Here is a 25547-nt window from a genome sequence, read left to right as displayed (position 1 = left end):
AATCTTTACAAAGCAAACAGAGGTGTGTTCACATGAATAAAGAGAAAGTGATACTGACAATTGCGAAAAGAATGAAACTTATTCGAATAGAACATAATTATACGCAAGAAGAAATGGCAGAGATTTTAGGTCTTTCCAAAAAGACGCTTGTTCAAATTGAAAAGGAACGCATTTCACCTTCGTGGACGACTGTTGTTGCGGTATGTGCGTTGTTTCAAGACAGCGAAGTGTTACAGTCTGCGTTTGGGGGATCTGCTCTTGAAGTTGTTCAAACAGTCTCTCATCACCATATTGAATATAAAAAAGAAAAAACGATGGGTGGACATGTATGGTGGAAGGAAATTGAGAAAAGAGGGCTTTTCTGCTTACAGCAAAATATTGTTAGTCAGCATTATCGTATTTTAGATGACGAAGATTATAGGTGGTTTAGCACATTTGATAAAGAAGAAGCTATTGAAAAATTAGTACGATTTAGTGAACAAGTGAAGTAAATACTTCTCCTGTAGTGTTTACCTTTGTTACAATAAAGTGAAACTTTCATTAGTAGGATTGTTCCGTATTGATGAAAATATCTTATAAATCGGACTCTTACTGTTCGTTAGCATAGGATAGAAGAAATGTTATATTTTGAAAGAGAGAAGGGTGTTCTAGAATGAAGAAATATCAAAAATGGATTGGTATTCTTACTGTTTTTTGCTTACTAGTCTTAGCTGGATGCAGTTCAGGATCAAAACTTCGAGATCCATTAAATTGGGATGTTGAAAGTTTTCAATACATAAATCAAAATGGTGAAAAGTTTGGTACGAAAGATTTAAAAGGAAAAGTATGGGTAGCGGATTTCGCATTTACACACTGTCAAACGGTATGCCCACCACTGACAGCTAATATGGCGAAATTACAAAGGTTGGCGAAAGAACAAAAACTAGATGTTCAATTTGTATCGTTCAGTGTTGATCCAGAGGTAGACAAGCCCGAAGATTTAAAAGCATTTGCACAAAAGTTCACAGATGATACGAAGAACTGGAATTTTCTAACAGGGTATACGCAAGATGACATTGAAAAGTTTGCAAAGAAAAACTTCCAAATGCTTGTTGACAAGCCTGACAATACAGATCAAGTTGTTCATGGGACATCATTTTATTTAGTAGATCAAAACGGGAAAGTCGTGAAGCAATATAGCGGAATTAAAAATACACCATATGAGGATATACTACGTGATATTAAGCGTTTAACACAGTAAAAAAGGATGCGAATGGGCATCCTTTTTTATTCAATCGATAAAATATCATGTTGCTGCGGAAGTTTTGGTGCACGAACTTCTAAAATGCCATCTTGATAAGAAGCTTTCGCTTGTTTTTTATTAATCGTATACGGTAGTTTAATCATGCGGGAAGCTTCTGACATTGCGCGTTCGCGGCGATAATAATTATGTGATTCTTTTATTTCTTCTCCTAAGACATCTTCTTTTACGGAAATTTTTAAGTATTCACCCTGTATTTCAATTTGAATCTGTTGTTTTTGAACACCAGGAAGTTCAGCTTTTATAACAAGGTCTTCTCCTACTTCAAATAAATCAACAGGAAATGTTAATAAACGATTTCCTTTTTGGAAAAAGTGATTCATATCTGCAATAACATCACGAAGCGGAGTTTGTTCGAAAAAGTCATCAATTTGCTTTAAGTAACTTCGAAATGGCGGACGTGAAGGCTTTTGTTCATCACTCATAATTTCCCCTCCTAAAGATAAATCTGAAATATCATATGACCAAAATGCCTAAATGTGAGTGTGGTTTTTTCAGTTACGTAAGAAATTGAAAGTTGATGAAGGATAGGATAAGAATAGGAGCGGTTTTTTGTACTTTTTGTCGCCATATTGTTATGATTGTGCTAGTATAAATAGGGTTAGTAGTATAGAAAAAGAATGAAAACCGAAAGAGGGTAAGAAAGTATGTGTGGTTTTGTAGGATGTTTATGTGAAAACCCTAGAGGGTTTTCGGCAGAAGAAAAACATCAATTTGAAAATATGAATACGATTATCTTTCACCGTGGTCCAGACGATGAAGGGTACTTCCGTGATGAACACGTACAATTTGGCTTCCGCCGTTTAAGTATTATTGACTTAGAGGCAGGACATCAGCCGTTAACGTATGAAAATGATCGTTATGTAATTATTTTTAATGGTGAAATTTATAACTATGTAGAGCTTCGCGAAATGCTTCTTGAAAAAGGTGCAACATTTGCGACACAATCTGATACAGAAGTAATCATTGCATTATATGCTCATATGAAAGAAAAATGTGTAGATTACCTTCGTGGTATGTTTGCATTTATGATTTGGGATCGCGAAGAGAAAAAACTTTTCGGTGCGCGTGATCATTTCGGTATTAAACCGCTTTACGTTGCGCAGCACGAGGATACAACATTCTTTGCATCCGAAAAGAAAAGTATCTTACATGTGATGGAAGATAAAGGGGTTAACCCAGCTTCTCTACAACATTACTTTACGTATCAATATGCTCCAGAGCCTGAAACATTAACAGTGGATATTAACAAAATTGAGCCAGGTCATTACTTTGTAAAAGAGCTTGGTAAAGAGATGGAAATCCGTCGTTATTGGCAACCATATTTCAATGCATCTGATGCGACAAAAGAAGAGCATATTCAAGCAATTCGTGACGTATTATACGATTCTGTGAAAATGCATATGCGCAGTGATGTACCAGTAGGTTCATTCTTATCTGGTGGTATCGATTCATCGATTATCGCGTCTATTGCAAAAGAAATGAATCCAAATCTATTAACTTTCTCTGTTGGCTTTGATCGTCGTGGTTTTAGTGAGGTTGACGTAGCGAAAGAAACAGCAGAAAAATTAGGTGTAAAAAACTATAGCGTATTCGTAACACCGCAAGAATTTATGGATGAATTCCCAAAAATTATGTGGCATATGGATGATCCATTAGCGGATCCAGCAGCTGTACCATTGTACTTCGTTGCAAAAGAAGCACGTAAACATGTAACAGTTGTTCTTTCTGGTGAAGGTTCAGACGAGCTGTTTGGCGGATATAACATTTATCGTGAGCCAAACTCTTTAAAAATGTTCTCTTACATCCCTAGCCCAGGAAAACGTGTGTTAAAAGCGTTAAGTGGTGCATTAAAAGAAGGGTTCAAAGGAAAAAGCTTCTTAGAGCGCGGATGTACACCGATCGAAGAGCGTTACTATGGAAATGCGAAAATTTTCCGTGAAGAAGAAAAAGCAGCACTTATGAAGCACTACAATGAGAGTGTTAATTACATGGATATTACGAAGCCATTGTATGATGATATTAAGAACTACGACGATGTAAGCAAAATGCAATACATTGACATGTTCACATGGCTGCGCGGCGACATTTTATTAAAAGCTGATAAAATGACAATGGCACATTCATTAGAACTTCGCGTACCATTTTTAGATAAAGAAGTATTTGATGTTGCATCTAAAATTCCAACAGAATTAAAAATTGCAAACGGTACAACAAAAGCAATTTTACGTGAAGCAGTACGCGGTATTGTACCGGATCACGTATTGGATCGTAAGAAGCTAGGCTTCCCAGTACCAATACGTCACTGGTTAAAAGATGAAATGCATGATTGGGCTGTAAATATCATTAAAGAAAGCAAAACAGAGCATTTAATCGACAAGCAGTATGTATTAAACTTATTAGAAGCACATTGTGCAGATAAAGGCGATTACAGCCGTAAAATTTGGACAGTACTTGCATTTATGGTATGGCATCAAATTTTTGTTGAGCATAAATATGATACAAATGTGTTCCATGAAGAAACAAAGCGTGCTTATAGCTTAGTATAAATAGAAAACCTTAAGATAACATTGTTATCTTAAGGTTTTTTTCATAAATACTTGTCCTACTTGATACAATAATAATAAGAATGAAGGTGAAATAGTTATGTTAACGTTTGAAAAGGTGATAGATGAAACAAGGCTAGTAATAGAAGAAATGTTTTTTTCTCATAATCTACCTGTTCAAGATGTAGTGTATTGTATAAAAGCAGACGATACATACGTAGGGATTATTGATTACACTTTGCAACAAAATAAAGCGATTTTATCTTATCTTCTCATTCATCATGATTATGAAGGATACGGATATGGAACAAATGCTTATTATACGTTTGAAGAAATCGTCAAAAGAGACGACGTGGAAGAGATTGAAATCACACTTATAGATAAGAATGAAAGGGTAAAAGCATTTTTTGAACAACTTGGCTTTCAACAAAATAATCATGTTTATATAAAGCAACTGTAATGGGGGAGACGAAGAAATGGAAATTCGCAGCGCAAATAGGGAAGATGTAAGAGCTATTTTACATATATATAATGATGCAATTGTACATACAACCGCTACATTTGATTTGCAAGAGAAATCATTAGCAGAAATGAATATGTGGTTTGATACACATAATGAAATGTATCCAATCATCGTTGCTGAAGAAGATGGTATCGTACTTGGGTATTGCTCTTTATCTCCATTTCGAGAAAAAGAGGCATATAAGCAAACAGTAGAAATTTCAGTTTATGTGGAAAAGCAGGCGCGCGGAAAAGGTATTGCGAAAAAATTGATAGAGCGCGTACTTCAATTAGCAGAGGAATTGAGGCATCATACTATTATTGCTGGGATTACAAAGGGGAATGACATAAGTGTGAAGCTGCATGAACAGATGGGATTTACATATGTAGGATGTTTTCGAGAAGTTGGCTATAAGTTTAATGAGTGGCAAGATGTGTTATTTTATCAGTACATTATACAATAAGGTGGGAAGTGTATGGGAATGACGCTAGCGCTTATTGCAGTTCTAGGCTGTTTTTTATTTGCAGAGTTATTTCAATTACTTGTGAAAAATATATTGAACAAGAAGCGTACACCATATGAATGGCAATATTTCCCTTTGTTTTCAATATTGTTTCTTGCACTATATACTTTGCAAAAAGTCACTCTTTTTCCACCACCAATTGCAATTTTTTTGAAATTAGGCTTGTTATATAGCTGTATTGGTATGGGAATTCTATTCTGTTTATTTTGTATCAGATATGTTCACTATCAAACTTATATTTTTATTTTAAATTGGTTGAAACGGGATGATAGGAACCGTCTTTCATAAGACGGTTTTTGTTTATCCCGCTATTTGCGGGCAGTAAGACCCCCACCTCAAGATTGAGAGAAAAGCAAAGAAGGTAGGTGGGGGATGAAGAAACCCCCCCACTGATGGAAGTTTCACTTTATCTTAATTTCGTCAAATAAATCTTTAAAATGGGATGTATACCAAAAAACTAGGGTTCCTTGTATTTTACAGGGGCCCCTAGTTTTTGTGAGTAGAAAATTATACTTTTTCAATGTACAAAGAAGCTTTCCGTTATGATAATTGCTTGAGATAATAACGTCTTCTTTTATTCATTCGCAGTTTTTGGAGCTGTTTCCTGTGAAATCGCTGCTTCCAATTCTGACTATAAAAATGAATAGAACGTACAATTAAAGGCGAAAATGCCCCGCTGAAACTATTATATCCTTCGAGAAACCCCAAGTTAATCCCCCCTTTTTAAGAGATAAAAACCGTGAGAATTAGATACCTTAAACGGTTCGCGTCTAATATTTTATGTATATATATATGTTATGAGCAAGTCCTTTTGTAGATTGTGTTAGCATTTAAGGGAGGAGTAATTCACGTTACTGTAATTTTATCTTTTACAAATTAATTTTATAATTTTCTTAAGAATAACAATAAATGTAGAGAAGCTTTTTGTTGTATAAAAGAGTGAAAATTCTTCCTTTTTAAATAATTTAAGTTGTACAATGGAAGTACTTATGAAGAGGAGGCGAGAGATTATGAAAAGTGTTCATAAAGATTGGATTTTATTTAATGGAAGCATCGTGAATACGAAAGAGAAAGAACCAATGATTTCATTAGAAGAGAGAGGATTACAGTTTGGGGATGGAGTATATGAAGTATTTCGTTTATATGATGGGAAGCCTCATTTATTAGATCTCCATTTAGATCGTTTCTTCCAATCTATGGAGGAAATTGAATTAGAACCGCCATTTACAAAAGAAGAACTTATTTCTCAACTGCAGCAATTGATTGAGAAAAATCAATTTAAAGAAGATGGGAATGTATATATTCAAATTTCGAGAGGTGTACAACCTAGAAATCACTTGTTCGAATTAAATCTCCAACCTACATACTACGCAAATATCGTACCATTTCCGAGGCCAACTACTCTTATGGAAGATGGAATTAAGGTGACAGTAACGGAAGATATACGTTGGCACCGTTGTCATATTAAATCTCTCAATTTACTTCCTAATATCATGATTAAAAATAAAATTGCAAAAGAAGGCTATTATGAAGCAATTTTAGTTCGTAATGGTATTGTAACGGAAGGATGTCATTCTAATTTCTTTATTGTTAAAGATGGAACTCTTATTACACACCCTGCGAATCAATTTATTTTGTATGGAATTACACGTCATCACGTTATTTCCTTAGCAAAGCAGCTGAATATCCCTGTAGAAGAACGCCAATTTTCTCTTCAAGAAGTATATGAAGCGGAGGAGTGTTTTTTTACAGCTACACCTATTGAAATTGTACCAGTAACGCAAATTGGAGAAGATTGGTATCAAACGGAAAAACAACGAGTTATAAGAAAGTTGCAGGTAGCGTATAAAGAAAGTGTTTATACTACTAACATAAAGTGAAACTTCCATCAGTGGGGGATTTCTTCATCCTCCACTGATGGAAAGCTCTCATCAATCGGGCTTTTACGGGCAGTTATCCCCCGCCTATCGTCTTTGCTTCTCTCTGAATCTTGAGGTGGGGATCTTACTGCCCGTCAATGCGGGATACAATAAAAATGGTTTTTATTAGGTGTTAAAAGTAAATAAATGCTTAAAAAGCTGGAACATGTCCAGCTTTTTTTGTTATATGATATAATCAGACAAGTAGGGATTTTGAAAACGTTATAAAAGGGGATTTGGAGTTATATGGATTATCAAGCATTCAAAGATATTATTCATGGGCGCCGTAGCGTTCGTAAATTTACAGAGCAAGATGTTTCTGTGGAGGATATTGAAGAAATCATCGATTGTGCGAGATATGCACCGAGTGATACAAATTCGCAAACGTGGGAATTTGTCGTTATCATGAATCGTGACAAAATCAAAGACATAGAAGAAATGACATGGAATGCATTACATAAACGAGCAGAAGAGGCTACAGAAAAAGGAGAAGAAAAAGCAGCGAAGTTATTGACTCGTTCTTTTGGACCATACGCAACAGCTTTTTCAGATGCGCCTGTTTTAATCATTTGTTTAGCAACGCCATATCAGTCTAAGTTTCGTGAAAAGATTTTTGATCCGATTGATTTTGTTCCAGAGTCTATTTGGGAGGAAGAAGGAATTAAAAGCAGCTGTTTAGCTGCACAAAACTTAATGCTCGCAGCCCATGCTCGTGGTCTTGGTACATGTCCAATGACAGGACCGGTGTTATTAGCACAGGATGAGCTAAGAAGCTATTTACAAATCGAATCTGATAAACAAATTAATATGGTTATTTCGTTAGGCCATCCAAAGGATCAGCCGAAAAAGTTAGCTCGAAAAGAAGTAGCGGAAATTACGAAATTTATCAAATAAAGTAAGACTCCTATTAATAGAGATAAACGTTAAAATAATCTTAGTTGTAAGGACTAAGATTATTTTTCATGTAGAAATGAAGGAAATATATAATTAATAGGTTATAAAGAATGCTGAAAAGGATTTACTAAAAATTTCTTGGAAAAATAATGATGATAATAGAGGGATAAGTGTGGTACAGTTAGTTGTGTAAATAACATGCTTCGATTATGAAAGTGTTTCAAATAAATGTATATATTTAAAAGTTATGTTTAGATAATAAATTAACATTAAGATACAGGGGGAATGGATTTTGAAAAAATTCATAATCACTGGATTATCTGTTATGTTGTTAGTGGGCTGCGGAGCAACAAAAGACAAGAAAGTGACGGAAGAAACACAACAAGAACAAACTGTTAATGCGCAGCAAGAAATCAAATATTCATTCCCAGAAGGAGTAACTTCAGTTGGTGAAGGAACAGTGAAAGTTATTACTCCGGATGGTACATCAGAAAATGGGAATGTGCCTGTAGTATTTATCAAAAAAGATACGATTATCCAAAAAATGGAAATTGAACTTTCGAATTTCCAAGAGGATAAAGAAACATATGTATACGTTGATAAACAATTTGAAGAAAAGCATCAAGTAAGGAAAATAACACAAACGACAATTGCATTAAAAGAAGAGACACTACAACCAGGTGTTCATACCGTAACAGCAATCCAGTATGAAAATAATGATCCGAATGGAAAAGTAATCAACTTTGCCCAGGCGAAGTTTGAAAATAAACCAGCACAATAAGAAGAAATCTGCTCTAGGAGCAGGTTTCTTTTGTTGTTACCCCGCTACTTTTGAGCAGTAAGACTCTCACCGCAAGATTCGGAGAAAGCGAAGAAGATAGGTGAGGGATGAAAAAACATTGATGGAAGTTTCACTTTATAGGGATTTTCATTACAAATGTCGAATATGTAATAAGGCGTCGTTATAACGCGTTTTCTATTGTTTACTGTGAAACGAAAGGAAGAGAAAAGATGAAACGAGCACTTATTAATATTGATTATACATATGATTTCGTAGCGAAAGATGGGGCCCTAACGTGCGGAAAACCAGCGCAAGTTATAGAAGAGCAGCTTGTAGAAATAACGAAGCAGCATATTGAAACTGGGGATTATGTTGTGTTCGCCATCGATAAACATGTAGAAAATGATTCTTATCATCCAGAGGCTAGATTATTTCCACCGCATAATATAGCGGGTACAAAAGGAAGAGGCTTATACGGTGAATTGCAAAATGTATATGAAAAATACAAAGATGATGAAAATGTATACTACATGGATAAAACAAGGTACAGCGCTTTTGCTGGAACGGACTTAGAAATCAAATTGCGAGAAAGAGGGGTACAAGAAGTGCATCTTGTTGGTGTTTGTACGGATATCTGTGTGTTACATACAGCAGTGGATGCTTATAACAAAGGATTTCGTATCGTAGTATACGAAAAAGCAGTTGCCTCATTTAATGAACAAGGGCACGAGTTTGCATTACAGCATTTTAAGTCTTGTTTAAATGCTGAAGTAAAGTAGGAAGAAAAAACCGCCAGAAGAATAGGGATTCTGGCGGTTTCGTTATTTTATTGCAACTATACAAATCGATCCTCTATATTCATGAAATTCCACATTGTTATAGCCGGTTTCTTTTAGTAGTTTTTCTATAGCTTCTTTTGTTTTAAATTGTGTCATATGATAGTTTATTTTATAGAGTTCAGCCGTAATGACAAAATAGCCATTTGGTTTTAATACTCGAAATATTTCTTTTACATCACTTTCTAAATTTGGCCAAAAATAATGTGTTTGAAATGCAGTAATCATATCAAAAAAGTGATTTGAAAAAGGCATAGAAGATACGCTTGCTTTTTTTATAAGAACTTTCCCTGAATTCACATTTTCTTTATTCATTTTTATAGAGTTCTCTACTGCTTTTTCGGAATAATCTATACCGTATACTTTTCCATATGGATTCATTTTAGAGAGAGTATGTACTGTTTTTCCTCCACCGCAACCTATATCTAATATTGTTACACGTTCTTTCATTTTAATCTTACTTAAAGTCCATTTTGTCATATTTGTATGAACTACATTCATGATACATAGCATAGTTGAACCGACAAAACCTTGTGGATTTTTAGCTTGTTTAATTAACTTGTTTAATAAACTCAATTCTCTCGCACCTTTCTTACCCTGTTTTAGCGTACAAAAATTTTCATTGATAGCAATTCCTCTGTATATCTTCCTTATATTTCCTTCTAATTCCTTTATATGAAAGAAAAATGTGATTTTTTAATTCTTATATTTATGAGTAGTAAAATCCTTTACTTCAAGATTTAATTGGTGATAGAAATTTCCCTCCATTTGTAGTATTTAGAATTTTCTTGATGTTATAATGGGAAATGGTGATGAACATGAATGAAAATGAAAAGCAAATGCATCGATTACAAGCGTTAAAAGAAATTGCCGAGTTATTAAATGAAGCGACTGATTTGCAGGAAATGTTAGAAAAGGTACTACATACGCTATTGCAAGTTATGAATTTACAAACAGGATGGATTTTTTTTATTGATGAAAAAGGAACGCATCGAATGCTTGTTGATACAAATTTGCCACCAGCACTTACATGGGAAGAAAAGAAACCAATGTGTGAAGGAGATTGTTGGTGTATTGATCGATTTGTTGCTGGACGTTTGCAAAAAGCAACAAATATTATTGAATGTAAGCGAATAGAAGATGCGATTGAAAATAAATGGGGAGAAACAGAGAGTATTACTCATCATGCGACGATTCCGCTTCAAGCAGGAGAAGAAAAGTTTGGATTATTAAATGTTGCTTCTCCTCATAAAATGCACTTTACAGAAGAAGAATTAGCTTTATTAGAAGCCATTTCCTTTCAAATCGGGACAACAATTCAACGTATTAAACTGGTTGAGAAAGAACGAAAATATGTAGTCATTGCAGAAAGAAATCGATTAGCACGTGATTTACATGATTCTGTCAAACAACTTCTCTTTTCAATTATGTTAACAGCTAGGGGAACGATTGATATGACGAAAAATAAAGAATTACAAGAGATGTTGATGTATATAGGAGAGTTATCACAAGAGGCACTGCAAGAGATGACATTATTAATTTGGCAATTACGGCCTGAGGGTTTAGAAAAGGGCCTTGCTGAAGCGATTCAGAATTATGGGGATTTACTTGGTATCCATGTAACTATGCGAATTGATGGAGTTATTTCGATAAGCGATGAAATGGAAGAAATGCTATGGCGTATTAGCCAAGAGGCGCTCCATAATTGTAAAAAACACGCATCTTGCGAAAAAGTATTTGTACACTTAAAAATAGAAAATAATATGTTGAAGTTTCAGATTGAGGATGACGGAGTAGGATTTATGAAAGAAAAAGTAAGAGATTCTGCGCTTGGTTTAAAAAATATGCAGGAGCGTATTGAGTTAATGAAAGGAAAGTTTCATATTCAAACGAAACCTGGAGAAGGAACGAAACTGGGGATTCAATTACCCATTTGAAGGGGGAAATTCATTGAAAATAAAACTATTACTTGTAGAGGACCATCATATTGTACGAAGAGGTCTTGTTTTCTTTTTAAAAACAAAAGAAGAATTTGATATTATTGGTGAAGTGGGAGATGGAGAAGAAGCGTTGCAATTTATTCAAAAAGAACGACCTGATGTTGTATTAATGGATGTATCGATGCCGAAAATGGACGGAATCGAAGCGACGAAGCGTATGAAACAATATGATCCATCTATTAAAATACTTATGTTAAGCAGTTTTTCAGAACAAGATTATGTTCTTCCGGCACTCGAAGCAGGTGCAGATGGATATCAATTAAAAGAAGTACAACCGGATCAACTTGTAGCTTCAATTATTGCAGTTCATCAAGGAAATACTAATTTCCATCCAAAAATAACCCCTGCTTTATTAGGACGCCCAGCAACAGTTGAGATAAAGCAAGATAGTTTATCTATGTTAACGAAGCGGGAAAAAGAAGTGCTGCGAGAAATTGCCAAAGGGAGAAGTAATAAAGAAATTGCAGCAGAGCTACATATTACAGAACAAACCGTAAAAACGCATGTTTCAAATGTTCTTGCTAAATTAAATGTAGATGATCGAACGCAAGCGGCCCTGTATGCGGTAAAGCACGGTGTTGTATAGGAAGGATTAATTAAAATAAAACAGGAACTCATACGAAAGTATGAATTCCTGTTTTATTTTTTCATACTATTTTCTCAATCGTTTTCCGTCTTTCTTACGGTTTATAAGAGGTAATTTTCTGATAATATAAATATAGAAATTCAAACAAGGGAGAGAAATAATCATGAAACTAGTTGTAATTAACGGTACACCACGTAAATCTGGTAAAACTCGCGTCATTGCAAAGCATATTGCGGAGGCTTATAAAGGAGAATTATATGATTTAGCTGTTGAGGCGCTTCCATTATATAACGGAGAAAATTCTCAATATGAATTACAAGCAGTAACAAAATTAAAGAAACTTGTAAAAGAAGCAGATGGTGTTGTACTATGCACACCTGAGTATCATAATGCGATGAGCGGTGCATTGAAAAATGCATTTGATTTTCTTGGAAGCAGCGAGTTTATGCATAAGCCGGTTGGACTTCTTGCAGTTGCAGGCGGCGGTAAAGGCGGTATAAACGCATTAAATAGTATGCGTATTGTTGCAAGAGGGGTATATGCAAATGTCATTCCGAAACAAGTTGTTATTGATAGTCTTCATGTACAGAACGAAGAACTAGGTGAAGAGGCAAAACCACTGATTGCGGATTTATTAAAAGAATTGAGAGTATACATGAGCATCTTCCCAGAACTGAAAAAACAGTTAGGAGCTGATTAATATGTCATCTCTTTATCGTGATTCTCGGTTGTACTATATTCTTGGAGCCAATAGCTTATCTGCCATTGGCTCCGGTATTACGATGATTACGATTTCGTGGCTACTTGTAACGTCACCAGGTGGAAATACCATGTTTGGTTATATTTCGATTATATCCACACTTGTTATGTTTTTGTGTACACCGTTTATTGGACATTGTATTGATCGTTTTTCTCGTAAAACGCTACTCTTAGTGAATGAAGCCATTGGAGCAATTGCTGTCGGTATTATGGTATGTTGGGGATTTACAGGTCATTCTTATGAAACAATACATTATATTGTGCTGTATATAACAGGTTCATTTTATTATTTAGTATTTTATCCGAACATTTTCGCCTTTAATCAAGAAGTGTTTGCATCGGAGCATTATAAATCATTAAGTGGAACGATGGAAATACAAGGACAATTGACACAAGTTATCGCTGGTGCGGTTGCCAGTTTTATGATTACAATTGTTGCTGTGAAATGGATTTTATTTATCAATATGTTAGCGTATGTAGGCGCATTTGTATTATTATCATTTATTCCTTATACAAGACGGAGTACAGAAAGCGGAAAACAACCATTCACAAAGCAAATTTTTGAAGGCGTTCATTTTATGAAGAAAAGAAAGAAATTATTTTGGTTTCTATTTGCGACATATATGCCGTTTATCGGTGTCATGATGACAAACTATTTAATGCCTGTGTACATTTCGGATGTGTTAAAGGAAAGTGGATCCGTATATGGTACGGAAGGAATGATGTACGGTATCGGTGCAATGCTTGCAGGAATTGGAATTCCAATTCTTATGAAATATGTAAAAACAGAAGTGTCAATTGTATTAACGATGTTCATTTATACAATTTCAATTACCGTAATGATTATAAAACCATCAGTCTTTTTACTATATGGTCTTGCTATTTTTATGGCGATTGGAAATGCTGGTACACGTGTTGCACGCAATGTACTCATGATGGAACAAGTTCCAAACGAAGTAATTGGCCGTGTGGACAGTCTATTTCGGTTTGTTGGTACAGGAGTACGTGTCATTCTTCTTCTTGCCTTTACAACATTTGTGTCCCAAATTGGTGTTATGGTTCCGTTTTATGCACTGAGCATATTATTAATTGGCGCAGCGTGTATGGGATTTTTGTATGTGAAAATGCAGCGACAGGAACGAGTTCATATTACCAATAAAACGGTTGTATAGTAGCGAATCTAATACACATCCTATAGATGTAACATTCTAAAAAAGGTGTGAAATGATATGGGAAAAACAAAAGCATTAGGTTCTGCTAAGCATAAAGGAAATCAAACGCAGGATCATACTTCTTCAAAGAAAGCACGCAATGCCCAAAATGCAGGGCAGCGTCAAGGCTAGAAACATCGAGGATTTAATTTAAAGACTTATAAATATCAACAGTAAAGATAGTAAGGATTGATTATCCCTACTATCTTTTTTTATAATATCATTTCGTCAATGCCTTACTTTACTATTACTTGAACAAAATAATTAAAGGATATAACGCACAGAAGATCGCTCATCGCTCCGCATGCCGGATAAGCTGTTCAATGAAAGGGAACTATTAAAAGGGTACTATTACACAGAACAAGCCCAAGAAATGGATAAGGAGTGAGTGAGCGATGGACAACATGATGGCGGAGGGCGGTTCTGGCTCATCAACCGGAACGGCTCAAAAAACAGTTGGCCAGTATTTGTTCGATTGCTTGAAGATGGAGGGCATTACCGAAATTTTCGGCGTCGCAGGGGACTATAATTTTACACTGCTTGATGCTCTGGAGCGGTATAACGGCATCCGGTTTATAAATGGAAGGAACGAACTAAACTCGGGTTATGCGGCGGATGGCTACGCAAGAATCAAAGGCATGTCCGCTCTTATTACGACCTTCGGGGTCGGGGAGCTCAGCGCCTGCAATGCGATAGCGGGAGCCAACAGCGAGCATGTGCCAATAATTCACATTGTGGGTGCGCCTCCTGAGAAAGATCAAAAGGAGCATAAGCTGATGCACCACACCCTAATGGATGGAAATTTTAGTATCTTCCGGAAGATGTATGAGCAAATTACGGTTTATACCGCGGTGCTTACGCCGGATAACGCCAAGATTGAAATTCCGGCTGCGATTCGCATTGCTAAGGAAAAGAAAAAGCCGGTATATCTGGTTGTGGCAGATGATTTAGTGAATAAGCCGATCACTGCCCGGAAAGAGCCGATGCCGCCGCGTCCAACGTCCAACCTAAAAACCCTTCAGGCTGCGGCGGATCACGTCCGTCGGCTGCTAGAGCGTGCTCACAGGCCGGTTATCCTGGTGGATGTCAAAACAATGCGCTTTGGCCTTCAGACAGCAGTTCGGCGGCTGGCCGACGCTATGAACGTGCCTATTGTGACGATGATGCTTGGGAAGGGGGCATTCGACGAAACCCATCCAAATTATATCGGAATGTACCTAGGCTCTTTCGGAAGTTCTGAAGTCCAAAGTACGGTGGAAAATGCAGACTGTATCATTGCGGTCGGGATGTTATGGGCGGACACCAACACCGCGAATTTTACCGCAAAGCTGAACCCGCTGGTGACTATCAATATTCAACCGGACATGGTCAAGGTCGCTGAGGCGGAATATCCAAATGTTTTTGCAGCCGACATGCTGCTTGCAGTGCAGAAGGTGGGTTACATAGGTCAAGGTTTGGCGCGAAATTTGTTATTCCCTTACGATCAAGTCACAGCTAGTGCTGAAGAGCCTCTAATGGCGGCCGGCTATTATCCCCTTTTTCAGCGCATGCTGAAAGAAGGCGATATTGTGATTGCCGAGACAGGAACGTTCTACAATGGAATGGCTGAGGTGAGACTGCCGAGCAATGTAACATATATTGGGCAAGGAGGCTGGGGATCCATCGGTTACGCAACCCCCTCGGCGTTCGGTGCCATTATCGCCGCGCCGGAACGCCGGGTATTGCTGTTTACAGGTGACGGCTCCTTGCAACTAACAGCCCAGGAGATCAGTTCCATGCTCTATTACGGCTGCAAGCCTATAATCTTTGTCTTGAACAACGATGGTTATACGATCGAGAAATATTTGAATGTCAAAACAGAGGATCAAAAGTACAACCAAATTCCTCGATGGTCTTACACTAAGCTGGCCGAAGTCTTTGGAGGCAACGCGTTTACCGTTACGGTCCGGACCTATGGAGAGCTTGATCAAGCTATAACCCAAGCTGAAAAGGAACGTGCCGAAAGACTCTGTATCATTGAAATGATTGCTGGGAATCCGATGGACGCACCCGAATATATGCGACGGATGCGCAGTTATATGGAGAGGCAGGAGATGCAGCGCAGTCAGAAATAGTCCCGAATAACACGAGTGTTACTGAAAGATGGATCTGATCTTTAAGGGGTACCCTTGAAAAATGGTTATGGAGAAAAATTAGCATTTTTAAGCCGCTCCCTTCTATTAGCTACCTAAACTTTGCTAAGCAATTCTTTCTGTTACTCCCAGATGGACAAAAAACACCATTATTTTGATGGTGTTTTTTAAATCATGTGAACATTATGGATTATCTAAAAAATGGCGTTCCATGTGGGTAAGAGTTAATAGGAAGAACTTAGAAGTTTGATTGTGAATTATTATACTTAAACTAACGGGTGTGATTCTTCAACAAGAAATACGGTTTATATATAAGAAAGCCTGTATCTATGATTACTTAGTAATCATAGATACAGGCTTTTAAATTCAATCCCTATAAATCTTTATATATATTTAATATGATACCTCGCTATTTGTTGAAATCAAGTGCGGACCACAAGATAAAGTACTTCTGCATAATCCCTTTCTTTTATATAATAAAAAGAAAGGGAGAGAACTGCTATATGAATAAATGGTTTTTATTATTACTGTTGTTATTGCCGCCATTATACGTTGTGTATATGACATACCGCATTAAGAAAACTGCCAATGAAAAAGTAAGTCGTACAGCGCCATATGTTTTAGTTTTAGGTGCAAAATTATTTGGAGATAAACCATCATTATCACTACAATATCGATTAGATGCAGCGCTAGGTTATTTACAGATGCATCCAAAAGTAAAAGTAGTTGTATCTGGTGGACAAGGAGACGACGAGGATATTCCAGAAGCACTTAGTATGTGCCGTTATTTAATGGCAAACGGTATTGAAAATGAACGGATTTTACTCGAAGATCGTTCTACAAGTACATATGAAAATATAAAGTTTTCTATAGATTTATATGATGTGAAGCATGCGGTTGTAGTAAGTAACACTTATCATTTATACCGAACAAAAATTATTGCAAATCGTTTAGGGATGAGGATGGAATCGCTTGCTGCACCAACGCCAAAGCGTTCAAAGAAAAAGGCATATATACGTGAATATGTTGCTATTATGAAAACAATTTTAGTGGATCATTAGAGCTCAAAATAGAGCTCTTTTTTATTTTTGAAAAAACAAATCATTTGAAAATAGCTCGAATTTCCGTGAGAATGGAAGAGAGAATGAAAAAGGAGTTGTGTATGTGATTCAATTTGAACGTGTTTCAAAAACATTTGATGATGGAACGAAAGCAGTAGACTCTCTACAGTTAGAGATTCGTAAAGGAGAATTTTTTGTTCTGATTGGACCGAGTGGATGCGGGAAAACAACGACAATGAAAATGATTAATAGATTAATCGAAACAACAGAAGGCGCCATTTTTATTGATGGAAAGAACATTCGGGATTATAACATTCATGAATTACGATGGGATATTGGATATGTCTTGCAACAAATTGCATTATTTCCGCATATGACAATTTCAGAAAATATTGCGGTTGTACCAGAAATGCGCAAATGGAGTAAATCGAAAATTCAAAAGCGTGTTGATGAATTGTTAGAAATGGTTGGTTTAGATCCTAATATATATAGGGGACGTATGCCAGATGAATTATCTGGCGGTCAAAAGCAGCGTGTTGGTGTTGTGCGGGCACTTGCTGCTAATCCGAAAATTGTTTTAATGGATGAGCCATTTAGTGCACTTGACCCTTTAAGTCGTGAGCAGCTGCAACGTGATTTAGTAGCCTTGCAAAGAAAGATTCAAAAAACAATTGTCTTCGTAACACATGATATGCAAGAAGCGTTATCGCTTGGTGATCGCATTTGTATAATGAAAGATGGAAGAGTTGTCCAACTTGATACGCCAGAAGTGATTTTACAAAATCCCGCAAATGTATTTGTAGAAGAATTTATTGGGAAGCCGCGATTATCATCTTGGTATGATAATAGAAAAGTAGAGGATATAGTATCCATATTTGCACAAGAAGGGAAACGAGTTGGCGGTACCCCACTTTCGACTGAAGTTACCTTGCAAGATGCTTTACTTCGTTTAGAACATGAAAAAGAAATACCAATCGAACAAAACGGTACATATATTGGTACATTAACAAGTCAACATATCGTTCATAGTAAATCAAATGAAAGAAAGGGGATAGACAGTGTCAGCATTATTACAAACGATGCAAGAGCGTAAACAAGAACTGTTAAGTGCTCTTTTGGAACATTTACAAATTTCGTTGATTGCTTTATTTTTCGCAGTTCTTATCGCGGTTCCGCTTGGAATTTTGTTAACAAGACGAGAACGCATTGCCGAATGGGTTATTGGTACTTCTGCTGTGATGCAAACCATTCCTTCCTTAGCGCTTCTTGGATTATTAATTCCATTATTTGGTATCGGGAAGGTTCCAGCTATAATTGCTCTTGCTATTTATGCGTTGCTTCCTATATTAAGAAATACATATACAGGTATTCGCAAACTAGATCCATCTCTAATTGAGGCAGCAAGAGCGATGGGGATGAATGGTTGGAGACGATTATGGAAAGTAGAAATACCACTTGCCTGGCCCTTTATTATGGCAGGGATTCGGACAGCAATGGTACTAATTGTTGGTACGGCGACATTAGCTGCTTTAATTGGAGGCGGAGGATTAGGAAAGTTTATCTTGCTTGGAATTGATCGAAATGATTATGCTCTTATTTTGTTAGGTGCTATTCCAGCTGCACTATTAGCATTGTTCTTTGATGGAGTACTACGCATAATCGAGCATGTAAGATTTTCACCAAGGCGAACAGTGATTACAATAGTTGCTGTAGCCGTAATCACAATTGCACCTTTTCTTTGGAGTACACAGAAGAAAGATATCATAATTGCTGGTAAGATTGGCTCAGAACCGGAAATTTTAATTCAGATGTATAAACAATTAATTGAGCAGGATACCGATTTAAAAGTAGAAACAAGACCAGGTTTTGGAAAAACATCTTTTGTATTCGAAGCATTAAAATCCGGAGAAATTGATATTTATCCGGAATTTACAGGAACAGCATTATCAACTTTCGTAAAAGAAGAGCCAAAAAGTACAGATCGTCAAGAAGTATATGAGCAGGCGCGAAATGGCATGGAGCAGAAATATAATATGAAGCTGTTAAAACCGATGAAATATAACAATACATACGCATTAGCGGTACCAAAACAAATAGCGGAGCAGTATAACATAAAGACTATTTCTGATTTGAAAAACGTCTCTTCTCAAATGAAAGCTGGATTTACACTTGAATTTGCAGATAGAGAAGACGGATATAAAGGAATACAAAAGCTATATAATATACAGTTTCCAAATTTAAAAACAATGGAACCGAAGCTGCGTTATAGTGCGGTTCAATCTGGTGATGTAAATGTCATTGATGCTTATTCAACAGACAGTGAATTACAGCAATATGGTCTACAAGTACTAGAAGATGATAGAGGTTTATTTCCGCCCTATCAAGGAGCACCATTATTACGCGAAGAAACGTTAAAGAAATATCCAGAGATTGAAAAATCACTAAACAAACTTGCTGGGAAAATTACTGATGAAGAAATGCGTAAAATGAATTATGAAGTGAATGTAGAAGGGAAAGCAGCAGAGAACGTAGCACATGAATTTTTACAAAAAGAAGGACTATTGAAATAGACATAATTTACAAATATAACCTTAAAAAAGTCGTTTATACAAAAAGAAACGACTTTTTTTGTGCATACTTATACTTTTTTTCGAAAAAGTATTCCATTTTTGCTCGTTTTCTTTTAGAATAAGTAATGTTTTTCTGAAAGAATATAAAATGAAACGGTTCGTCATTTTCAGGGTACGTATTTGATATATAAATGACTCATAATATGAATGCCTGGTAGAGCGGAATGAACGCATCAAGAAATTGCAGACGGGGTGATACCAATAGAAAAGAAATTAGGATTTTTTCCATTAATCGCACTTGTAGTAGGAACAATGGTTGGAGGAGGGGCATTTAGTTTACCGCACGATTTAGCAGTAGGAGCAAACAGCGGTGCTACCTTAATTGGTTGGTGTATTACAGCACTAGGAATGATTCCACTTGCCCTCGTATATCAATCTTTGGCATATCGAAAGCCTGAACTTGAGGGCGGTATTTATAGTTATGCACGCGCTGGCTTTGGAGAGTATATTGGATTTAACAGCGCATGGGGATATTGGATTGCTGGAATATTAGGTAACGTTGCAACAATTATGATGTTATTTAACACATTAGCATATTTTTTCCCAATTTTTAAAGGCGGCAATAATGTCCCGGCAATCATCGGTGCATCACTCGTATTGTGGACGCTTCATTTTCTTATTTTACTTGGAATTCGTGAAGCCTCTATTATGAACTTTATTGCGACAATTGGTAAGCTTGTTCCAATTTTATTATTTATAGTCATTATGGTTACTGCGTTTAGTTGGGATACATTTACGCATGACTTTTGGGGGAAAGGTACAGTCTCATTATCTTCTGTACTTGGACAAGTGAAGAACACGATGCTCGTTACGCTTTGGGTATTTGTTGGCGTAGAGGGGGCAGTTGTTTTATCTGGACGAGCAAAACGTAGCCGTGATGTTGGTAAAGCAACTGTATTTGGTTTACTGCTAGTAATGAGTATTTATATTTTAATTTCTGTTTTATCGCTAGGGGCGATGCCACGAGAAGAATTAGCAGCACTTGAAACGCCGTCAATGGGACAGGTACTAGAACATGTCGTTGGTTCATGGGGAGCGTTTGTTATTAACATAGGATTAATTGCTTCTCTTATTGGTACTTTAATTGGTTGGTTTTTACTCGTTTCGGAAATTTCTCACGTGGCTGGAAAAGACGGTGTGTTTCCAAAGGTATTTACAAAAACGAATAAAAATCATACACCACATATGGCATTATGGATTTCAAACTGTGTTGCCCAAACAATATTTATTATTGTGTTATTTTCAGCATCCACATATCAGATTATGTATTTTATTGCATCGACATCGATTTTACTTCCATATGTATTTTCAGCACTATATCAATTGAAATTAGTGATTACAAAAGCATATGAAGGAAATAGATTGAAAGATGGGATACTTGCTATTATGGCATCAGTATATGGTTTCTGGCTTGTGTATGCAGCTGGATTGAAAAACCTATTACTTGTTTCTTTAGTATATGGTATTGGACTTATCGTGTATGTCGCTGCAAGAAAAGAAAAAGGGAATCGATGTTTTACTCGTGGCGAACAATATGTGATGATTGTCATTTTACTTGCAGCGTGTGCGTCTATTTATATGTTAGCTACCGGAAAGATTGGAATGTAAACATATCAATCCAAAAAAAGGATTTATGCTAAAGTGTGAGCATAAGTCCTTTTTTATTGGTGAATATGATTTATTTAATAGCAACTTGTTTCGTTTACGTAGTTTCTTATGTATCATTTTTATAGAAATAGCAGGGATTTTTAGTAATTGGCAGAATAGTTAGTTTATACGGTGTGTAGGAGGGATTGTTATGAAAGAGACGGAAAAATTGGTGCGAATTGCGGAGTTAGCAAAAGACGTTCAAAAATTATTAGTGCAAGAATCGTTCTTTAATCGACATCCCGAACTGCGCGGAGCGGTAGAGAATTTAGCGTGTTCTGTAGAAGTTTTAGCCAATATGCATATACACGGAGATGAGAATGCGGAAGATACATTACGTTATGTACTAACAAAAATGAGGATTGCTCACAATGCAATTTCTCAAGAAAAAGAAGGCTTTCATTTAACCTGACGATAAGCGTCAGGTTTTTTGTTTCTAGTTTGCTTTTATTGTTCATACAATGATAAAAGCATCGAAAAAAGAAGGTGAGTGAGATGAAACTGGAGAAAGCTCTTCATCCAAGCTTTGTAAAAAGATTGCAGCATATGCGTTTTGTTGGAAAATTTGTAGAAGAGCAAAAGGATAGGAAAGGCTCGTTTTTTGTCGTTTGTCTTTCACCAATTCCAAATATAATTGAAGCTGCTTTTGGAGAACGTTCTTATATATTTGAGGGTTTATATAAAAATAAACAAAATGAAAAGTTTTTTGCAAGTATAAAAGAAGGAAAAAGAGAAAAACAATTGTTGTTATTTCGTCTTTCTTATACAGGAGGCGCTTTATATGTGGAATTAATACGTGCTGAAGAACGAGAAATAGCAAATTCCTATAAAGTGATTCCTTCTCCTAAATTATCAGCTCCAAAGGCGAGAGAAGCATTTGAAAGAAAACTTGGAAAAGGATATGTTTCATTTTTGATACCAAAATTTCCGCATGATTTTGGTACGCCAGAGTTGTTATGGTATGAAGGACGGATATATGGGAATATATTTTTGAAGCCTTCGATTAGTGCTATTACATATCGGGAGCAGAGGGGGGATGTTCGTTACCTTGATGTAGACGATTGGGTGCAATATGCCGAGATGAATGTCGAGAATAGCTTGTTTTTTGTTCGTACAGAAGTGTATGAACAGCTAGAAAAGCAAGTAAAAGAGAGTGGAAAACAAATTGAAATTATCGATACATGTAAAGAAGAGAAAGGAAACGAATGGAATGAACGTGAACATTCTTTTTTACAATATGTAAAGCAAATTATCGCAGAAAAAGAATTATATATTGATGAGAGCGATATTTACAATTTTCATGTTTGTGTAAAAACAAATCTATTAACAATAGTAGGCGGTATGCCTGGTATTGGAAAATCACAATTTGTGCAAACCTATGCGGAAGCACTCGGATTAACGTTTGGGAAAAATTTTATTTGGATTCCGGTGTCACCATCCTATCAAGAACCTCATGATGTACTAGGCTATCTACATTCAAATGGAACGTACATGGAAAGTGAAACAAAACTTGTACGAACACTTTTGGAAGCAGCTGAAAACCCAAATCAATTATATATGATTGTATTTGATGAAATGAATATGTCGTATATTGAGCATTGGTTTACTCCTTTTTTATCTCTCCTGCAGTTAGATCGGAAAAATCGTATTTTATCTTTGTATGCAGCTTGTAATGAAAAAGAACAGGATATACCAGCACAAATTGAAATTGGTGATAATATCATTTTTATTGGTACAGTTAATTTTGATGAAACAACAAAGGAGCTATCTGACCGTTTATTAGATCGTGTAAATGTTGTATTACTTCAAAAAATTCCATTTTGTGAGATGAGCATGGTGGAGAAAAAAATGCTACATCTTCCGTTTGCATTTTCTGTTTCTGCATTAGAATTTCGAATGAACTGGGTTTATCGCAAGGCAATGCTTGATGTATTTACAGATGAAGAATTAGAGTTATTAGATAAAATGCATCAACTGTTATTTCATCACGATACTTCAAAAGGAATTTCTTTTCGCGTTGCATCAGCAATTGCATCTTATTTGAACAATATTCCATGTGATGAAGGCCGATCTTTGTTAATAAGCCGTGAAGAAGCATTTGACCTGCAAATAAAACAACGTATTTTAACGAAGTTACGCGGTACAGAAGCGACAATTGGTGCATTGCTTCGTGAAGAGGGAAAAAAAGAGATGTCTCTTGTACAATTGCTGCAATCAGCACTTGCAAATCGTGTATCAACTTTTGAACATTCTCTAATGTATATGAAGCAGAAACGGCGAGAATTGGAGCTGTACGGATATGTTAAATGAGAGTGCGTGTGAAACAGAAATTATAGAGACAGGGGAGAGGCTTCCTTTTGTGCTGAAAATAATAGTAGGGGCAGAAGAGAAGGGTGAGCATATTGTATTGAATAAACTTTGTACTTCACCATTTACAATTTCTTCGTGTGTGTACAAAATTCAAGAATTAAAACCGCTCCGGCTACATATACAATCACAAAAGTCAATAAAGATTACGTTTATTTGGAATAAAGTATATGAAGGGCAAAAGCAACATATGGAATGGAAATATGAACTTAATGAACGACAACGTACTGTTTTACTGTATGAGCATGGTAAAACAGACTATTTATATCCATGGCGCTGTGGTGTATATCATTTTGAAGTGCAGGTTGGAGAAGAATTATTTTATGGAGCATTTCAAATTGTTCCGAAAAACTTTTTTGATGATCAGCTAGAGTTAATTCAGCAATATGTAAAGTCTGTGCTAGGTGGAATTATTTTAGATCGTGGGTATTATAAAAAGACGTTTGTTACGTTTACAGATATTGAAGATTATTCATATATGCGCATACTCCGTGCACTGCCGCAAAAAATGAAAAAAGTAAAGCAGTTATATTATGAAGTGCAGAAAAAAACAAATTTTGAACAAGAGTATACATGGGAGATGAGAGAGAGAAAACCAACAAGAAAAAGCATCATTACACATGAGAAAAAGCCATATGCAAAATGGTATAATCGCTGCTTTAGGGAGCAAAAGCATAGTAAAGAAAATGGCTATGTGAAATATAAAACGAATCAATTTTATAATAAGTTATTAGAAATTGATTCATTTTTACGCGAAACCATTCAGAAACTAGAGAGTGCACAACAAACGCGGAGAGAAGAGAAAAAAGCAGTGCATACTATTTTACAAACGATTGAACGAAATGGATCTGTGACCGAACGAGATAAACAAAAATATCGCAACATCCACTTGTTAAAAGACACTGACCTACGCAAAATGGCAATGAAAATCCAAGAATATAAAGTGCTCTATACAATTTTGCAAAGTACACTCACATATTTTTCATATCTTCTATATACGCCGTTTTGGAGAGGGATTCGGGAAGAAGTTACACTTACAACACATTCGCTGCCTCCTGTATATCATCAATTATTACATCAACTTGAGTTCTCACTGCATCGCAATGAATTAGAACCATCGTTTTTATTTGTTTATAAGCCGACATTTTTAATTTATGAGTACTTTGCGTATTTTACTGTTATTGCAATTTTACAAGAGATTGGTTTTGTTGATTCCCTGTCAATTGCAGAGCAAATTCAATCTTATTTTTATTTAGACGGTTTACAAGATGGAACAACAATTGTGTTAGACAATAAAGATTTGCAGCTGCATGTGGCTTTTAATGATTTAATTGAAACACATCCGCTTATTGCGCTTAGTAAAAATAGTCATTTTTATAATGGAGAAGACACAAAAAAGCCGGATATCCGTATTGATTGTTATAAAAGAGGAGAAACTGCTTATGAATATCAATCATCTATTATTATTGAAGTGAAGTATAGTCCGATGTATAACATTTTTCAACCAGTTGGAAATACGAAAGCAACCGAACAGATGTACAAATATTGGTCAATTAAATATGTAGAAAAGCAGAATGGAAAACGATTATTTCATCGCCGTGCGATTTATGAAGTCATATGTGTATATCCAGGAAGCAATATGCATGCGAAAAAAATTGAAGCAGGTTGTGGTGTGTTTTTACAATTGTATCCGTATAAAACGAAAAAGGGAGAAGAGAGGCTAGCAGGGAAAAAAGAACTATTAAATATTTTTCAGCATTGGTTAGCGGAGATAAGGGAATAAAGTGAAACTTTTATTAGTAGGGACCTTATCTCCACTCATTTTTTGCTTCCTCTGAATATTGAGGTGAGGA

Annotated in this window: 24 protein-coding genes; 22 read left to right on the top strand and 2 right to left on the bottom strand. The window is 36.0% G+C overall.

The genetic code is table 11. The features are described from left to right. The first annotated feature begins 32 nt into the window (after positions 1-32). Positions 33-491 carry a helix-turn-helix transcriptional regulator gene (locus ACTDJC_RS12780; protein WP_440603602.1) on the top strand — a complete coding sequence of 153 codons (459 nt, stop codon included), beginning with the start codon at positions 33-35 and terminating at the stop codon, positions 489-491. Between the two features lie 161 nt (positions 492-652). Further along, the gene (locus tag ACTDJC_RS12775; protein ID WP_253629404.1) at positions 653-1240 is read left to right on the top strand and encodes an SCO family protein; all 588 of its coding nucleotides are present in this window, start codon (positions 653-655) and stop codon (positions 1238-1240) included. A gap of 26 nt (positions 1241-1266) precedes the next feature. On the opposite strand, the gene ACTDJC_RS12770 is transcribed toward ACTDJC_RS12775, so the two are convergent. Further along, positions 1267-1725: an Hsp20/alpha crystallin family protein gene (locus ACTDJC_RS12770; RefSeq protein ID WP_253629405.1), complete on the bottom strand. Its 459-nt coding sequence runs from the start codon at positions 1723-1725 to the stop codon at positions 1267-1269. A 222-nt stretch (positions 1726-1947) separates the two neighbouring features. Between ACTDJC_RS12770 and asnB the strand changes: the two genes are divergently transcribed. The 8 genes from asnB (at position 1948) to ACTDJC_RS12730 (ending at position 9244) form a co-directional block, all read left to right on the top strand. After that, on the top strand, positions 1948-3849 hold the full coding sequence (gene asnB / locus ACTDJC_RS12765; RefSeq protein WP_429709899.1) for an asparagine synthase (glutamine-hydrolyzing): 1902 nt from the start codon (positions 1948-1950) through the stop codon (positions 3847-3849). A 97-nt stretch (positions 3850-3946) separates the two neighbouring features. Beyond that, entirely contained in the window at positions 3947-4306 is a 360-nt protein-coding gene (locus ACTDJC_RS12760; RefSeq protein WP_253629407.1) for a GNAT family N-acetyltransferase, read from the top strand. A gap of 16 nt (positions 4307-4322) precedes the next feature. Continuing rightward, entirely contained in the window at positions 4323-4811 is a 489-nt protein-coding gene (locus ACTDJC_RS12755) for an N-acetyltransferase family protein (protein WP_440603601.1), read from the top strand. Between the two features lie 18 nt (positions 4812-4829). Further along, entirely contained in the window at positions 4830-5159 is a 330-nt protein-coding gene (locus ACTDJC_RS12750; protein ID WP_253631123.1) for a hypothetical protein, read from the top strand. A gap of 722 nt (positions 5160-5881) precedes the next feature. Continuing rightward, positions 5882-6751, top strand: coding sequence for a D-amino-acid transaminase (dat, locus tag ACTDJC_RS12745; RefSeq protein WP_440603600.1), 870 nt, complete (start codon positions 5882-5884; stop codon positions 6749-6751). A gap of 285 nt (positions 6752-7036) precedes the next feature. After that, positions 7037-7684, top strand: coding sequence for a nitroreductase family protein (locus ACTDJC_RS12740; RefSeq protein WP_253629410.1), 648 nt, complete (start codon positions 7037-7039; stop codon positions 7682-7684). A 292-nt stretch (positions 7685-7976) separates the two neighbouring features. Beyond that, positions 7977-8465, top strand: a complete 489-nt coding sequence (locus ACTDJC_RS12735; protein ID WP_440603599.1) for a hypothetical protein — start codon at positions 7977-7979, stop codon at positions 8463-8465. 230 nt (positions 8466-8695) lie between these two features. Then, positions 8696-9244, top strand: coding sequence for a cysteine hydrolase family protein (locus ACTDJC_RS12730; protein WP_253629412.1), 549 nt, complete (start codon positions 8696-8698; stop codon positions 9242-9244). Positions 9245-9286: 42 nt separating this feature from the next. Here the strand turns inward: ACTDJC_RS12730 and ACTDJC_RS12725 are convergent, their stop codons facing one another. Then, a complete protein-coding gene (locus tag ACTDJC_RS12725; RefSeq protein WP_440603598.1) occupies positions 9287-9877 on the bottom strand; it encodes a class I SAM-dependent methyltransferase in 591 nt (196 codons plus the stop codon). A gap of 242 nt (positions 9878-10119) precedes the next feature. Between ACTDJC_RS12725 and ACTDJC_RS12720 the strand changes: the two genes are divergently transcribed. The 12 genes from ACTDJC_RS12720 (at position 10120) to ACTDJC_RS12665 (ending at position 25477) form a co-directional block, all read left to right on the top strand. Beyond that, positions 10120-11238, top strand: a complete 1119-nt coding sequence (locus tag ACTDJC_RS12720; RefSeq protein ID WP_440603737.1) for a GAF domain-containing sensor histidine kinase — start codon at positions 10120-10122, stop codon at positions 11236-11238. Positions 11239-11251: 13 nt separating this feature from the next. After that, a complete protein-coding gene (locus ACTDJC_RS12715) occupies positions 11252-11887 on the top strand; it encodes a response regulator (protein ID WP_253629414.1) in 636 nt (211 codons plus the stop codon). A 163-nt stretch (positions 11888-12050) separates the two neighbouring features. Further along, positions 12051-12587, top strand: a complete 537-nt coding sequence (locus ACTDJC_RS12710) for an NADPH-dependent FMN reductase (protein WP_253629415.1) — start codon at positions 12051-12053, stop codon at positions 12585-12587. A 1-nt stretch (position 12588) separates the two neighbouring features. After that, positions 12589-13818, top strand: a complete 1230-nt coding sequence (locus tag ACTDJC_RS12705) for an MFS transporter (RefSeq protein ID WP_440603597.1) — start codon at positions 12589-12591, stop codon at positions 13816-13818. Between the two features lie 434 nt (positions 13819-14252). Further along, positions 14253-15971, top strand: a complete 1719-nt coding sequence (locus ACTDJC_RS12700) for an alpha-keto acid decarboxylase family protein (protein ID WP_440603596.1) — start codon at positions 14253-14255, stop codon at positions 15969-15971. A 521-nt stretch (positions 15972-16492) separates the two neighbouring features. Further along, complete coding sequence (locus ACTDJC_RS12695; protein WP_440603595.1) at positions 16493-17050, top strand: YdcF family protein; 558 nt, start codon at positions 16493-16495, stop codon at positions 17048-17050. Between the two features lie 103 nt (positions 17051-17153). Next, entirely contained in the window at positions 17154-18143 is a 990-nt protein-coding gene (locus tag ACTDJC_RS12690) for an ABC transporter ATP-binding protein (protein WP_218007843.1), read from the top strand. Next, on the top strand, positions 18130-19620 hold the full coding sequence (locus ACTDJC_RS12685) for an ABC transporter permease/substrate-binding protein (protein WP_440603736.1): 1491 nt from the start codon (positions 18130-18132) through the stop codon (positions 19618-19620). Before ACTDJC_RS12690 ends, ACTDJC_RS12685 begins: the two co-directional genes overlap by 14 nt. 240 nt (positions 19621-19860) lie before the next feature. Then, positions 19861-21288, top strand: coding sequence for a basic amino acid/polyamine antiporter (locus tag ACTDJC_RS12680; RefSeq protein WP_253631125.1), 1428 nt, complete (start codon positions 19861-19863; stop codon positions 21286-21288). 190 nt (positions 21289-21478) lie between these two features. Beyond that, a complete protein-coding gene (locus tag ACTDJC_RS12675; protein ID WP_098307236.1) occupies positions 21479-21739 on the top strand; it encodes a LemA domain protein in 261 nt (86 codons plus the stop codon). Between the two features lie 83 nt (positions 21740-21822). Further along, complete coding sequence (locus tag ACTDJC_RS12670; RefSeq protein WP_098307238.1) at positions 21823-23637, top strand: AAA family ATPase; 1815 nt, start codon at positions 21823-21825, stop codon at positions 23635-23637. After that, on the top strand, positions 23627-25477 hold the full coding sequence (locus ACTDJC_RS12665; RefSeq protein ID WP_253629422.1) for a hypothetical protein: 1851 nt from the start codon (positions 23627-23629) through the stop codon (positions 25475-25477). The genes ACTDJC_RS12670 and ACTDJC_RS12665 overlap by 11 nt, the downstream gene beginning before the upstream one ends. Positions 25478-25547: the final 70 nt, after the last annotated feature.

Origin of the sequence: Bacillus sp. GB_SG_008 (assembly GCF_052038115.1) — a bacterium.
Taxonomy (GTDB): domain Bacteria; phylum Bacillota; class Bacilli; order Bacillales; family Bacillaceae_G; genus Bacillus_A; species Bacillus_A rhizoplanae.
This window is presented reverse-complemented; position numbering and strand designations above follow the sequence as displayed.